Source organism: Nitrospira sp. Vd2 (assembly GCF_979581665.1).
In genome coordinates this window covers 27,054-40,045 of the sequence record NZ_CEFZSK010000013.1, presented here as the reverse complement: position 1 = coordinate 40,045, position 12,992 = coordinate 27,054, and the positions used below count along the sequence as shown (strand labels likewise).

Annotated in this window: 11 protein-coding genes and 1 tRNA gene; 6 read left to right on the top strand and 6 right to left on the bottom strand. The window is 60.8% G+C overall.

Annotated elements, in window-relative coordinates; translation table 11 throughout:
- Positions 1-2 precede the first annotated feature (2 nt).
- The 4 genes from rsmB to pheT all read left to right on the top strand — a co-directional run bounded on the left by rsmB (position 3) and on the right by pheT (position 5,664).
- Entirely contained in the window at positions 3-1,379 is a 1,377-nt protein-coding gene (rsmB, locus tag AC1U7K_RS07375; protein WP_480250397.1) for a 16S rRNA (cytosine(967)-C(5))-methyltransferase RsmB, read from the top strand.
- A 2-nt stretch (positions 1,380-1,381) separates the two neighbouring features.
- Positions 1,382-2,095, top strand: a complete 714-nt coding sequence (gene rpe / locus AC1U7K_RS07370) for a ribulose-phosphate 3-epimerase (RefSeq protein ID WP_480250396.1) — start codon at positions 1,382-1,384, stop codon at positions 2,093-2,095.
- Complete coding sequence (gene pheS / locus AC1U7K_RS07365; protein ID WP_480250395.1) at positions 2,095-3,657, top strand: phenylalanine--tRNA ligase subunit alpha; 1,563 nt, start codon at positions 2,095-2,097, stop codon at positions 3,655-3,657. Before rpe ends, pheS begins: the two co-directional genes overlap by 1 nt.
- 291 nt (positions 3,658-3,948) lie before the next feature.
- Positions 3,949-5,664 (top strand): phenylalanine--tRNA ligase subunit beta, encoded by a 1,716-nt coding sequence (gene pheT / locus AC1U7K_RS07360; protein WP_480250394.1) that lies wholly within the window; start codon positions 3,949-3,951, stop codon positions 5,662-5,664.
- Positions 5,665-5,713: 49 nt separating this feature from the next.
- On the opposite strand, the gene rplT is transcribed toward pheT, so the two are convergent.
- The 6 genes from rplT to AC1U7K_RS07330 form a co-directional block, all read right to left on the bottom strand.
- A complete protein-coding gene (rplT, locus tag AC1U7K_RS07355) occupies positions 5,714-6,067 on the bottom strand; it encodes a 50S ribosomal protein L20 (RefSeq protein ID WP_480250393.1) in 354 nt (117 codons plus the stop codon).
- A 58-nt stretch (positions 6,068-6,125) separates the two neighbouring features.
- On the bottom strand, positions 6,126-6,326 hold the full coding sequence (gene rpmI, locus AC1U7K_RS07350; protein ID WP_480250392.1) for a 50S ribosomal protein L35: 201 nt from the start codon (positions 6,324-6,326) through the stop codon (positions 6,126-6,128).
- Positions 6,327-6,352: 26 nt separating this feature from the next.
- Positions 6,353-6,844: a translation initiation factor IF-3 gene (infC, locus tag AC1U7K_RS07345; RefSeq protein WP_480250391.1), complete on the bottom strand. Its 492-nt coding sequence runs from the start codon at positions 6,842-6,844 to the stop codon at positions 6,353-6,355.
- Between the two features lie 52 nt (positions 6,845-6,896).
- The gene (thrS, locus tag AC1U7K_RS07340) at positions 6,897-8,837 is read right to left on the bottom strand and encodes a threonine--tRNA ligase (RefSeq protein WP_480250390.1); all 1,941 of its coding nucleotides are present in this window, start codon (positions 8,835-8,837) and stop codon (positions 6,897-6,899) included.
- Positions 8,838-8,987: 150 nt separating this feature from the next.
- Positions 8,988-9,062 (bottom strand) — tRNA-Val (locus tag AC1U7K_RS07335).
- Between the two features lie 117 nt (positions 9,063-9,179).
- Positions 9,180-9,764, bottom strand: a complete 585-nt coding sequence (locus AC1U7K_RS07330) for a helix-turn-helix domain-containing protein (protein WP_480250389.1) — start codon at positions 9,762-9,764, stop codon at positions 9,180-9,182.
- Between the two features lie 170 nt (positions 9,765-9,934).
- On the opposite strand from AC1U7K_RS07330, the gene AC1U7K_RS07325 reads away from it, so the two are divergent.
- Positions 9,935-10,396 (top strand): RrF2 family transcriptional regulator, encoded by a 462-nt coding sequence (locus tag AC1U7K_RS07325; protein ID WP_480250388.1) that lies wholly within the window; start codon positions 9,935-9,937, stop codon positions 10,394-10,396.
- 38 nt (positions 10,397-10,434) lie between these two features.
- On the top strand, positions 10,435-12,924 hold the full coding sequence (locus AC1U7K_RS07320; RefSeq protein WP_480250386.1) for a sulfurtransferase TusA family protein: 2,490 nt from the start codon (positions 10,435-10,437) through the stop codon (positions 12,922-12,924).
- Positions 12,925-12,992 lie beyond the last annotated feature (68 nt).

Below are 12,992 nucleotides of genomic sequence, written 5' to 3'. Positions count from 1 at the left end.
CCATGCCTCGCCCGACGTCGCCCGGCGCTCGTCGGGTGGCTTTTCTTGCGCTTCAAGAACTCACCCGTCGCGCGCTCCCGGCCGATGACCTGCTTCACGAGGCGCTCACGCGCTCACCGTTGGATGCACGTGATCGGTCGCTCGCGGTTGAGCTCACGTATGGCGTCCTCCGTCGCCGGCTCACGCTCGACTGGCGGTTGGATCACGTGGCGAGCCGGCCGATGTCGCGCCTTCCCGTGCCCGTACAGACCGCGCTGCGCCTCGGCGCCTATCAGCTTCTCTATCTCGACCGCATCCCGCCATCCGCCGCCGTGAACGAATCGGTCGCTCTTGTGAAGGGCTTCCCTGGTCGCGATTGGAGTGCATTCGTCAACGCCGTACTGCGCAGCTTGATCCGACAGCCGGCGCCGCCACTGCCCGAGAGGGATCGCGATCCCGTGGGCGCACTTTCATTGCAGTATGCGTGTCCCCGTTGGTTGGTCGAGCGGTGGGTGGGGCGCCATGGGGTGGAGCAAGCAGAAATTCTCTGTCGGAAGGCGAGCGAGGTACCGCCGTTGACGATACGGGCGAATACGCTTCGGATTACCAGAGAGGAATTGCGGGATCGGCTTCAGGCGGCCGGCATTCTCGTACGACCCACTGACATCAGTCCCGTCGGCCTCGCCCTCGAGAAGCCAGGCGACGTGCGCAGCGTGCCGTTCTTTGACGAAGGCGCGTTCTATGTCGAGGATGAGGCGGCGCAACTGGTGCCCGCGGTCCTAGACCCCAAGCCCCACGAACGCGTGCTCGATGCGTGCGCAGCGCCCGGCGGCAAAGCGACGCACATGGCGGCCCTGATGCACAATGACGGCGAGATCGTCGCGCTCGACGCGAGTCCCCGCCGACTTCGGCTACTGGAAGAGAACGCGCGCCGCCTGGGCGTTTCGATTCTGACGCCGCTCGTGTTCGACGTCGCGCGAGCGTCCGGTGGCGCCGCCCGCCCGCGTGCGATGGACGCACCGTTCGATCGCATCCTCGTCGACGCCCCGTGCAGTGGGCTCGGCGTCCTGCGGCGGCACCCGGAGGCGAAGTGGCGAAAGGTGGAATCGGTGCTCGGTCTGCAGCAGGCCCGACAGGTGGCGATTCTCGCCAATGTCGCCGATCTCTTGCGGCCCGGCGGGATTCTCGTCTATAGTACGTGCTCAACCGAACCAGAAGAAAATGAGCAGGTGATCGAGCGCTTCTGCTCGACGCATCCCGAGTACGCAATCGAATCAGTGGCACCCTGGCTCCCTGCTGCCGCTGTTGATCTCGTCACCCCTCGGGGTTTTCTCTCGACGATGTTCGCGGCTCAATCCATGGATGGATTTTTTGCAGCCAGGCTGCGGAGGGCCGGCTGACCATGCCCAACGATATCCGCATCGCGCCTTCCATCCTCTCCTCGGATTTCGCTCGGCTCGCCGATGAAGTCGCGCGCGTGGAAGCGGGCGGCGCCGATCTGCTGCACGTCGATGTGATGGACGGGCATTTCGTCCCGAACTTGACCGTTGGGCCCCCGATCGTCGAAGCGCTGCGGAAGGTGACGAAACTCCCGCTCGACGTGCATTTGATGATCACCAACCCGGATGCGTTTGTCGGCGAGTTTGCCGATGCCGGCGCTGATTATCTCACGGTTCACGTCGAGACATGCCCGCACTTACATCGCACGGTGCATGCGATCAAGGAGCGTGGAGTGAAAGCCGGCGTGACGCTGAATCCCGCAACGTCCCTGATCACCGTGGAAGAGATCATTCAGGACGTCGACCTACTGCTCGTCATGTCGGTGAATCCGGGATTCGGTGGGCAACACTTCATTGAATTCGTACTCTCCAAAATCGAACGCGCCCGTCGGCTCATCGATGAGAAAGGCAGCCGGGCCGCCCTTGAAGTGGACGGTGGTGTCAAGGTCGACAATGCCGGCCGAATCATTGCCGCGGGTGCAGACATCCTGGTCGCCGGGTCGGCCATCTTCTGTAGCGACGATTACCGCGCCACCATCACCGCGCTCCGGCAGGCCGGGCAGTCGATGGTCACCGCTGGTCGAGCCGCCGGCTCCCGGGACCACTCTCGATCGTAATGAACGATCCCGCCGCGCTGATCGAAAGTCTTCATCCGCTTGAAGTCAAGGTCCTAGGCGCGCTCGGGGGCACGTCGTCTTCTGCTGGCCTCCATGAACCGGATCTCGCCCAGGCGGCCGGTCTCGAACCTTCTCAACTCAGTATGGCGATTGGATGGTTGCTCTCCAAGGGATTGGTCGAGATCAAGGACGAAACGATCCAGACGTTCGTCTCGCTGACCGATATCGGGGAAGAATACTTCGAGAAGTATGCGCCCATCGAGCGCATCCTCTCTACATTGAAGCAGGCCCAGCAAACGGGAAAGCGCGTGACGGTCCAAGACCTGCAAGCGGCTGAGAATCTTGAGCCCACGCAGTTGAGCAACGCGATCGGCGCGTTGAAGAAGGAAGGGGCGATCCGGATCGTGCCGGGCGGCATCGTCGAAGCGACGGGGACGACGAGCCGGACGGCCGAGACGCTTCGCGCGCTGCTGCAGCAACTCCACAAGGGGAAGCGGGAGCTGAGCAGTTTTTCCGAGCCGATGCAGGAGATCCTCAAGCTCTACGCCGTGAAGCGCGGCAACACGCGTGAGCCGTTTCGGCTCGATGAGCGTCCCGACCGGGCATATGCCTTGACCGCTGACGGCGCCTCGATACAGTCGCTCCTGACCTCGGTAGGTGAGGAGGTCTCGCAACTCACCCCCGAATTACTCAAGGACGGATCCTGGCGAACGAAGCGCTTTCGCAAATACTCGATCAGCCTGCGGCCGCCCCGGATCGCCGTTGGGCGCAAACATCCCTACCGGGAGTTTCTCGACAGCGTGAAAGCCAAGCTGGTCAGTATGGGCTTTCAGGAGATGCGTGGACCGCTCGTCGAGACTGAATTCTGGAACATGGACAGCCTGTACATGCCGCAATTCCATCCGGCCCGCGCGATTCACGATGTCTATTTCGTGAAAGAGCCCGCGCACGCGCGCACAGAACCCCAGCCGTTCCTCGACCGCGTGGCGGCCGCGCACGAGCACGGTGGCGATACCGGCTCGACGGGGTGGTCATATCAGTACGATCGCGAACGGGCGCGTCGACTGATCTTGCGGAGCCAGGGCACGGCCGTCTCGGCGCGCACGTTGGCATCAGGACCGGCGGTGCCCGGCAAGTATTTTTCGATCGCCCGCTGCTTTCGCTACGATGCCGTCGATGCGACTCACGCCACCGACTTCTTTCAGGTCGAAGGCATCGTCCTCGGGCCGGACATCAATTTTCGCATCCTCCTGGGACTGCTCGACCTATTTGCGCGAGAAGTGGCGCAGGCCAAGGAGAGCCGATTTCTGCCCGCCTACTTCCCATTCACCGAGCCGTCGGTGGAGTTGCACGTGCGGCATCCGCGGTTGGGGTGGATGGAGCTGGGTGGGGCGGGACTGTTCCGGCCCGAGGTCACGCTGCCACTGGGTGTCGATGTGCCCGTCATCGCCTGGGGGCTGGGCCTCGACCGCATGGCGATGGTGGCGCTCGGCATTCACGACATTCGTGATCTCTTCACCAGCGACCTGGAATTGATCCGAACCATGCGGGGGCGCTTCTGAGAAGAAGTGCTGAGCCATGAGTGCTGAGTTAAGGCGATGAGAAAAAACAGCGTATGAAGCACAGCGGTTCCAGGTTGGCCCTCGGTTTCTTGGACGTCATCCATCAAGACTTAGCAAGACACGGCCGGCTCACGAGACACTGCCGGCTCACCGTCTCGCCGGCGTCCACAAGCGTGACGCGCCTTATTCGGCGCGTCGTGGACCTCGCCGGCGCGCCCAAACGTGGGGTCACTTATTTGTGACGCCGGGCGCCTCAGCACCCAGCACTTATCACTCATCACTGTTTAAGACATGCCCACCATTTCGATCGATCAAAGTGATTTCGAGCGATTGCTGCGGAGGCCGGCTGGGGCGGAACCGCTGACGGAGCGGCTGCTCGAATCCTGGCTGCCGCTGGTCAAAGGCGAGCTGAAAGAGCGCGACGCGGACACCGGGCAGCTTCGCATCGAGTTGCAAGACAGCAATCGTCCCGACCTGTGGTCGTGTGAGGGCATCGCTCGTCAAATCCGAGCCAAGATCGAGCGCCAGCCGCCCGCATATGAGTTCTTCGAGGGCAAGAGCCGCACGCCGCGGCGCATCGCCGTGAGTCCGGGGCTGGATCGGGTACGACCCTACGTCGCCGGTTGCGCCGCCATCGGCTATCAAGTGACGGAGCCGGGGTTGGCGCAATTGATCCAAGTTCAAGAGAAGCTCGCCGACATCTTCGGCCGCAAGCGGCAGACGGTCTCGATCGGGCTTTACCGCTTGCCGGTCATCGTCTTTCCGGTCACCTATACGCTGACGAACGCCGACGCGGCGCGGTTCACGCCGCTTGGTTTTGACGAGAAAATGACGGCGCGCGAAATCCTGACGGTGCACCCCAAAGGTTTGGAGTACGGCCATATCATCGGCGGTTCGGACCGCGTGCCACTGCTGATCGACGACGAGGGTCATGTGTTGTCCCTGCCGCCGATCATCAACAGTCGTGAAATCGGCGAGGTTCGCGTCGGCGACCGAGAGCTGTTCGTAGAAGTCACAGGCACCGACCTCCTCATGGTGCTCCTGACCTTGAACATCATGGCGGTGAATCTGGCGGATCGTGGAGCCGCGATCGAGCCGGTCGAGGTGGAATATCCGTACGACACCAGCATGGGGAAGGCGATCCGGACGCCAACGGATTTTGCAAAAGCGCGTCCGGTCTCGATCAAGGCGATTGAAACGGCCTTGGGGGAAGAGCTGAAAGGGGACGAGATCAAGGAGGCACTGGCGACGTACGGCTACCAGGTGACGACCGGGCGCGAGAAAGTCACGGTCAAATTGCCACCTTATCGCAACGACGTCATGCATCCGGTCGATGTCGCCGAAGATGTGGCGATCAGCCTAGGGTATCAAGTTTTCTCCCCAATCATGCCGTCCCAATTTACGGTTGGTGGGCTGTCCCGATTGGAACAGGCGTCAGATCGGATCCGCGATTTGATGGTGGGGTTCGGCTTTCAGGAGATCATGTCCAATCTCTTGTCGTCGCGCCTTGACCTCATCGAGCGCATGCGGCTCGAGGGGACTGAGTGGGGCCGGGTGGTCGAAGTTGATAATGTGATGACGCAGACGTTCGGCTGTTTGCGGCAGTCCGTCCTTCCCTCGCTGCTGCGAGTCGAGTCCGTATCCACGCGCAGCTTCTACCCGCACCGCCTCTTCGAAGTCGGGGAAATCGCCGTGCCCGATGACGCCGAGGACCATGGCTCACGGACGGTCCTCTCGCTGGCCGCGGTGATTGCCCATGCGACGGCGAATTTTTCCGAGATCCATTCGGTGCTCGATCTGTTGCTCTATTATCTCGGCTATTCGTATGAACTTCAGCCCTTCGACCATCCCGCGTTTCTCGATGGCCGCGCCGGTCGCGTCTCAATTAGCGCTCGGCCGATCGGCGTGATCGGCGAAATGCACCCAGAGGTGCTGGAACGTTGGCAGATCACGATGCCGACGGTGGCCTTTGAGCTGTCGTTGGACGGACTGCTGGGGGGAAGCTGATCTCCTGCCCGTCGATGGTCCCGCTGACGGACAGGAGTAGAGAGCGGTCCTAGGCGGGCTGCTTGGCTATCTCCGCAAGCTGCTTGAAGCCAGCCGGATCCTTAATCGCCATGTCGGAGAGGACCTTGCGATCCAGCCCAATGTTGGCTTTCTTCAGCGCGTTCATGAACCGGCTATAGGTCAGCCCATGCGAGCGGACGGCGGCACTAATCCGCGCCACCCAGAGCCGCCTGAAGTTCCGCTTCCGTTTCTTCCGCTCGATATAGGCATAAACCTGTCCCTTGTCCACCGACTCCGTGGCGGTTCTGAACAGCCGGCTCTTGGCGCCGTACTGACCCTTCGCTAATTTCAACCGCTTCTTTCGTCGTTGCCGGGTCTTCGGACCGCCTTTCACGCGTGGCATGGCTTACTCCTCTCGTAGGTCCCTGAATGACTGATGCTCAATCCGTCAATGCCATTTGTTACGCCTGATACGGCATCTGACGGCTTATCGCATACTGCGCGTTGGCTTCGATCGCGACGGCTCCCTTCAACCGCCGCTTGCGGTCACGCGCTTTGCTGGTGAGCAGGTGCCGACGCCCGGCCTTCCGCCTGACCAGCTTTCCACTCCCCGTCCGCTTAAACCGCTTGCTGACCCCTGAGTGAGACTTCAGTTTCGGCATGGTGTCCTTTCTCGTCGGCCGCGTTCCTAACTTTTAGGCGCGACAATCATGATGAGGCTTCGCCCCTCCATCCGCGGCTGGTACTCGATCGTACCGGCATCCGCCAACTGCTCGATCACGGTGTTCATCACGCCACGGCCCAGTTCGGTATTCGCCATCTCACGGCCGCGGAACGTCACGGTGACTTTGGTTTTGTTACCTTCGGCCAAGAATTCCTTGATCTGGCGGATCTTGATCTCCAGATCATGCTTGTCCGTGCGCGGGCGCAGTTTGATTTCCTTGACCTGGGTCGATTTTTGATGGCGTCGGCTCTGATGTTCCTTCTTGCTGAGTTCGTACTTGTACTTGCCATAATCCATGATGCGGCAAACCGGCGGCTGAGAAGTCGGGGCGACCTCGACAAGGTCATAACCCAGCTCTTGCGCCTTCCGGAAGGCATCCGGCGTCGGGAGAATGCCCAACTGCTCGCCGTCAGGGCCAATGACCCGAACTTCGCGAATACGGATTTCCCGGTTCACCCTCAGCTTGGGAACGATACGACACCTCCTTGGTAAAGATTATGTACCTTCGTCACGACTCCTCCGGACGGAATTTGGCGATATCGGCTTTGATCGTCTCGATGACGGCCGGGACGGTCAGGGTCCCAAGGTTCGCGCCACTGCGCCCACGAACCGCAACCGTTCCACCTTCCATCTCTCGGTCCCCGACCACCAGCATGTAGGGAATCTTCGCCTTTTCCGCCTCGCGGATCTTGAAGCCGATCTTCTCATTGCGAAAGTCGGCTTCGGCGCGCAGGGCGGCGGCCTTCAGTTGCGCGACCACCGATTCTGCGTACTCGCGCTGCTTATCGGTGATCGACAGCACCCGAGCCTGAACCGGCGCGAGCCAGGTGGGAAACGCGCCGGCGTAGTGTTCCAACAAGATCCCAAAGAAGCGCTCGATCGAACCGAGCAGCGCGCGGTGGATCATGATCGGCTGGTGCGCTTTGCCGTCCTCGCCGGTGTAGCCGAGCTCGAAACGTTCAGGGTTGTTGAAATCCACCTGCACGGTCGAACACTGCCACGCGCGTCCCAACACGTCTTTGATTTTGATGTCGATCTTGGGTCCGTAGAACACGCCTTCGCCCGGATCGACTTGATAGGCGATGCCACGGCTCTTGAGCGCCGCTTCCAAGGCGCCGGTGGCCTGCTCCCAACGTTCGAGCGAGCCCACGGCCTTCTCGGGCCGGGTCGAGAGATACACCTCGAAGTCTTGAAAACCGAACGTCTTCAGCATGAAGAACGTGAAGTCGAGGACATGGCTGACTTCGCTCTGGATCTGATCGGGGCGGCAGAACAAGTGCGCGTCGTCCTGCGTGAAGCCACGGACCCGCAATAAGCCGTGCAGCACGCCGGTCCGCTCGTAACGGTACACCGTCCCCAACTCCCCGTAACGGATCGGCAGATCGCGATAGCTGCGGAGATGCGACTTATAGATCATGATATGGAAGGGGCAGTTCATCGGCTTGAGCTGATACTCGCTCGCTTCCACCTTCATTGGGATGAACATATTCTCGCGGTAGTAGTCCACGTGACCGCTCGTGCGCCACAGGTCGAGTCGCGCGACGTGCGGAGAGTAGACGAGCTCGTATCCGTGGCGGAGATGCTGCTCGCGCCAAAAATTCTCGATCAACAAGCGCACCAGCGCCCCCTTGGGGTGCCAGAGCACCAGACCGGGGCCGATCTCATCTTGAATCGTAAAGAGGTCCAATTCCTTGCCGAGCTTCCGATGGTCCCGGCGCTTGATCTCTTCGATCCGCTTCAGGTAGGCGTCGAGCTCGGCCTGCGTGGGGAACGAGATGCCGTAGATGCGTTGCAGCATTGGATTACGCTCGTCGCCACGCCAGTACGCCCCGCCGGTGCTGAGGAGCTTGAAGGCTCCAACCCGCCCGGTGCTCGGGAGATGAGGGCCACGGCAGAGGTCGACGAAGCCGCATCCCTGGTCGTAGAGTGAGACCGTCTGATCCTCGAAGCCTTGGATCAGCTCGACCTTGTACTGCTCCCCCCGCTCGCGGAAAAACTCGAGGCCCTTCTCGCGCGGCAATTCCATCCGCTTGAACGGCCGATTGGCCTTGATGATGTCCAGCGCCCGCGCCTCAATTTTCTCGAGATCCTCGGGTGTGAAGGGCCGCTCGAACGCGAAGTCGTAATAGAAGCCATCCTCGAGCGCCGGCCCGATGGTTAGTTGCGCGGACGGGAACAATTCCTTGACGGCCTGAGCCATGATATGGGTGCTGCTGTGGCGGTAGACCTCGCGCCCCTCCGGTGAAGCGAAGGTCAACGGCTCGACAGCGGCATCCATCGTGAGCGGCGCGCTGAGATCGGTCGGGACGCCGTTCACTTTGGCGGCAATGATCTCTGGAGGAAGCGGCTTGGTGTCTTCGCTAAGTGCCGCGGCGAGGGTAGTCCCTGAAGGGACACGACGGACATTGCCGTTCGGCAACGTCACTTGAATCTCACTGGCGGTGGGCATTGATTCGAAATGTCTTGCTATGGCCGGCCCGACGACTGCCTTCCTGCTTTCGACCATCCCAGGGACCGGCAGAACGGGCTTGCGTTTCTGCTCGCCTCAGGAGAAAGAAAAGGCATCACACCGCAAGGCGGTCCGATGCCTGTGGCGGGATGGTAGGCGCGGACGGTCTTGAACCGTCGACCTCTACCGTGTCAAGGTAGCGCTCTCCCCCTGAGCTACGCGCCTAATGTCGGCACATGCTAATATAGGCGTTCGCGATCTGTCAACATTTCCAACCCTTACGAGAAGTTCCGACATGCTGATGATCGGGTTCACGCTAGGTCGGGTTCAATCTATGGACGACTAGGCAGGAGTGGCCGCTCGTCGCGACCGCTCGCGTTTCACCGCGATCCGAAGCTCACCGATCTTTTTCCTGAGCGTGTTCCGATTCATGCCGAGCAGATGGGCCGCCTTGAGCTGATTCCCGTTCGTTTCTTTTAGGGCGAACGTGATCAACGGACGTTCCACGGCTGCCATCAGGATGGCGTAGAGATCGCGGCCCGCCGTGCTCTTCATCCCTTTGACGAACTCTGCCAGTTTCGATTCGATGTAATGCTCCAGGCACACCTTGTCGGCCGCTCCCGGAAGGTGACCGTTGGAGTGGATGGTGTTCACGACGACGGCCGCTTGCCGCAACATTTCGCCGGAACCGGCAATGATGACCGTTTGAGACAGGTCTACGGAGCGCTGCACGTCCGCCCACTCATTCGACGCTGCCCGTTTGGCATCCAGTAACACGGCATCAAATGCTCGCTTGGGTCGTGGTAAGGATGCCACATCCTTGGCCACGATCACCGTCGCGTCCTTAAGGTCGTGTTTTAGTTGCCCTTGAAGGTCGGAACTCTGAGTGAGGAGGAGGACGGTAAAGGCGGAAGACCGGGTCATCATCAGTACCAGGAAGAGGGGCGGATTATCTCCCAACCCTTTATCGAAGTCAATGCACGAACTGCTCTGTACTGAGGGACACCAAACATAGACCCTGGAGACCGACACCTTGACAGATGGCTAGTTTCACGTGTAGTTATATGGTTCTCTATTTCCCATCGGAATAGTCGTAAATGCGGGTCTCTCTGAAGGCAACCTATGGCATTATGGCGGCACTCGATATGGCGTTACGTGAACCACGCGACATCCCGGTGCAATCGAAAGCCATTGCCCGACGACAAGGCATTCCGGTCCGCTTCCTGGAACAGGTTCTTCATACGATGAAACAGGCAGGACTCGTGGAAAGTGTGCGCGGTGCGCAAGGTGGGTATGTGCTTCAAAGGAAGCCTGCGGAGATTACATTGGCCGAGATGCTCAATGCGCTTGATGGCACGTTGGGCAGCTCCCGCGAGGCTGCTGGAAATGGAGATGGCCACCGATCGGTGCGGACCAGCAAGGCCGATGACCTCCTCGGCGACGTGTGGGACCGCGTGCGGCAAGCCGAGGTCGCGGTGCTGTCGGCCGTGTCTCTTCAGGACCTCGTTGATCGCTACCACAAACTCGAACAGAAGCGCGCCTTGATGTACCACATTTAGGCCGCACCACATTCGTCAGACGGAGCAGGAGAACGATCATGGGACCGGTCCAGACGACATATCACATCAAGGCGGCTCCGATTCCCCCAGCGATCGAGGAGGAAATCGAGGCCTTCGAAACCGAGGTCCGGCGACTGCAAGCGGGCGAGGTCAACGCGGACATCTTCAAACCCTTCCGGCTTCAGCACGGCATCTACGGGCAGCGGCAGCCCGGCGTGCAAATGTTCAGGATCAAAATCCCGTTCGGGGGGTTAACCGGCAATCAGTTGCGCCGCGTGGCGGAACTCGCTGATCGGTATGCCACCGGAGTAGCGCATGTGACGACCCGTCAAGATATCCAGCTGCATTTTGTGTTGCTGGATCACGTGCCCACGATGATGCGCTTGCTCGCCGAGGTTGGGCTTACGACCCGGGAGGCGTGTGCCAATACGGTCCGGAATGTCACGGCCTGTCACCTGGCCGGAGTCTGTCCCGGCGAGGTGTTCGATGTGACCCCGTATGCCAAGACGGTGGCGTTGCACTTGTTACGGAATCCGCTGAACCAGAGCCTGCCACGCAAATTCAAAATTGCGTTCTCGGGATGCCGCCATGATTGCGCGCTGACGCCCATCCATGACATTGGTCTGCTGGCGGTCCGCGATGCGAACGGCGCGATCGGCTTTCGAATGTCGGCTGGTGGCGGTCTCGGCTCAACACCCCGCATCGCTCAAGTCTTGCGCGAGTTCGTCCCGATCGAGGAACTCATCCCAAGCGTCGAGGCGGTCATCAAGGTCTTCGATGCGCTGGGTAACCGAAAAAACCGGCACAAGGCGCGAATGAAGTTCGTCATCGACAAGCTCGGGTTCGACGAGTTCAAGCGCCGGTGGCAAGACGCCTATGCCGCGCTCACCGCGGGTCGTCCTGCGACCCCACGACCCATCGTCGAGCATGATGATCCCCCAACGCCGCTCGTCATGCCGATCTCCTTGAAGGCGACAAACGGCAACGGCGCCGGGCACGGCGACCGACCGGGCAATGGCGATGCCGCCATTGAATCTCGGTATCGCATGTGGGAGCGGACCAATGTGATTCGTCAAAAGCAGCATGGCTATGCGGCCGCGATCGTCAAGCTGCCGATGGGCGACATGACCGCGATGCAGATGAATGTGCTCGCAGATGTGGCGGAAACCTTTTCGAATGGTAACCTCCGGACGACGATCAATCAGAACATCATCGTCCGATGGATTCTCGAAGCCCGGCTTCACGATCTGTATGCGACCCTGTGCGACCATGGGCTGGCAGATCCGGGTGCTGAATTGACGGAGGATATCATCGCGTGTCCAGGCACTGACACCTGCGGCCTCGGTATCACCTCTTCTAAAGGACTGGCGCGTGCGATGGCGGAAGTGTTTCCCGCGGGCCAAGTCCCCGATGACCTCAAAGACGTGCGAGTGAAGATCAGCGGCTGCCACAATTCGTGTGCGCAACACCATATCGCGACGATCGGGTTGCACGGCGTTGGCAAGCGAATCGGGGACCACGTGGCACCGCACTACGAGTTGCATCTGGGCGGTCAGGTGAACGGCACGGCAAAAATCGCGCAGATGACGGTGAAGCTTCCGGCCAAGAACGTCCCGGCCGCGATTTCCCATCTCGTCTCGGTTTACCGACGTGACCGCCGGGATGGCGAAACGATGCCCGCGTTTCTGGACCGCACGCGGAAGGCGGTGCTCAAGGAGGAGTTGATTCCCTTTACGATCGTACCGCCATTCGAACAGGACCGGAGCTACTACTACGATTGGGAAGGTGAACAGGAGTTCGTGCTGGAGGACCTGGGGCCGGGCGAGTGCGCCGGCGGTGCGCTGGAGATGATCGATAACCGCATGCTCGAAGCCGAGCAGGAGTTCTATCAGGCGCGTCTCCTCTTGGAGAAGCATCAATATGCAGTCTCCGTGAACAAGTCATACCGAGCCGTGCTGGCGGCGGTGAAAGCGCTGTTGGTGACCGAGGGGCTCGATCCGGCGACCGACGCCGAGACGTTTGCCGAGTTCGAGCAACGGCTGGCTGGCAAAGGAATGATCAGTCCTTCCTATCGCAACCTGGCTGGGCAGATTGGCGACCTCGGCCCGAAGGAGACGACGCCCGAGTTCGCGCGCGCGAAGCTCAGCTTCGCCCAAGGTTTCATCGAACTCTGCCGCACGGCGACCGAGCAGATCGGAAAGGACCTGAAGCTGAAGGCCGATGCGACGCCGGCAGAGCCGAAGCCTTCGCCCTCGTCGGCTCTTGCATTGACCGCGCCGGCCGAGACGACTGCTGCGTCCGTCTATGATCTACGGGGCGTCGCGTGCCCCCTGAATTACGTGAAGACCAAATTGAAGCTGGAAATGATGGAGGCGGGCGAACGGCTGGAAGTGTGGTTGGACGCCGGCGAGCCCATCAAGAATGTACCAATGAGTTTGCGCAATGACGGCCACAAGATCCTGGCGCAGGAGCCGTTGGAGCCGGACGCGGCGCACTACAAGGTACTCGTCGAAAAAGTGGAAGGATAGGGAAGCCACGACGCTGAGGCCTTTGTGCTCGCAAAGCGCGGCGAAAAGCTAGTGCTCGCTGGACGCGC

What these genes read in the sequence shown, in the direction of transcription:
- AC1U7K_RS07325 (WP_480250388.1), top strand. Translation starts at nt 9,935, where the DNA reads ATGCGGGTCTCTCTGAAGGCAACCTATGGCATTATGGCGGCACTCGAT.
- rpe (WP_480250396.1), top strand. Translation starts at nt 1,382, where the DNA reads ATGCCCAACGATATCCGCATCGCGCCTTCCATCCTCTCCTCGGATTTC.
- AC1U7K_RS07320 (WP_480250386.1), top strand. Translation starts at nt 10,435, where the DNA reads ATGGGACCGGTCCAGACGACATATCACATCAAGGCGGCTCCGATTCCC.
- rplT (WP_480250393.1), bottom strand. Translation starts at nt 6,067, where the DNA reads ATGCCACGCGTGAAAGGCGGTCCGAAGACCCGGCAACGACGAAAGAAG.
- rsmB (WP_480250397.1), top strand. Translation starts at nt 3, where the DNA reads ATGCCTCGCCCGACGTCGCCCGGCGCTCGTCGGGTGGCTTTTCTTGCG.
- pheT (WP_480250394.1), top strand. Translation starts at nt 3,949, where the DNA reads ATGCCCACCATTTCGATCGATCAAAGTGATTTCGAGCGATTGCTGCGG.
- rpmI (WP_480250392.1), bottom strand. Translation starts at nt 6,326, where the DNA reads ATGCCGAAACTGAAGTCTCACTCAGGGGTCAGCAAGCGGTTTAAGCGG.
- pheS (WP_480250395.1), top strand. Translation starts at nt 2,095, where the DNA reads ATGAACGATCCCGCCGCGCTGATCGAAAGTCTTCATCCGCTTGAAGTC.
- thrS (WP_480250390.1), bottom strand. Translation starts at nt 8,837, where the DNA reads ATGCCCACCGCCAGTGAGATTCAAGTGACGTTGCCGAACGGCAATGTC.
- AC1U7K_RS07330 (WP_480250389.1), bottom strand. Translation starts at nt 9,764, where the DNA reads ATGATGACCCGGTCTTCCGCCTTTACCGTCCTCCTCCTCACTCAGAGT.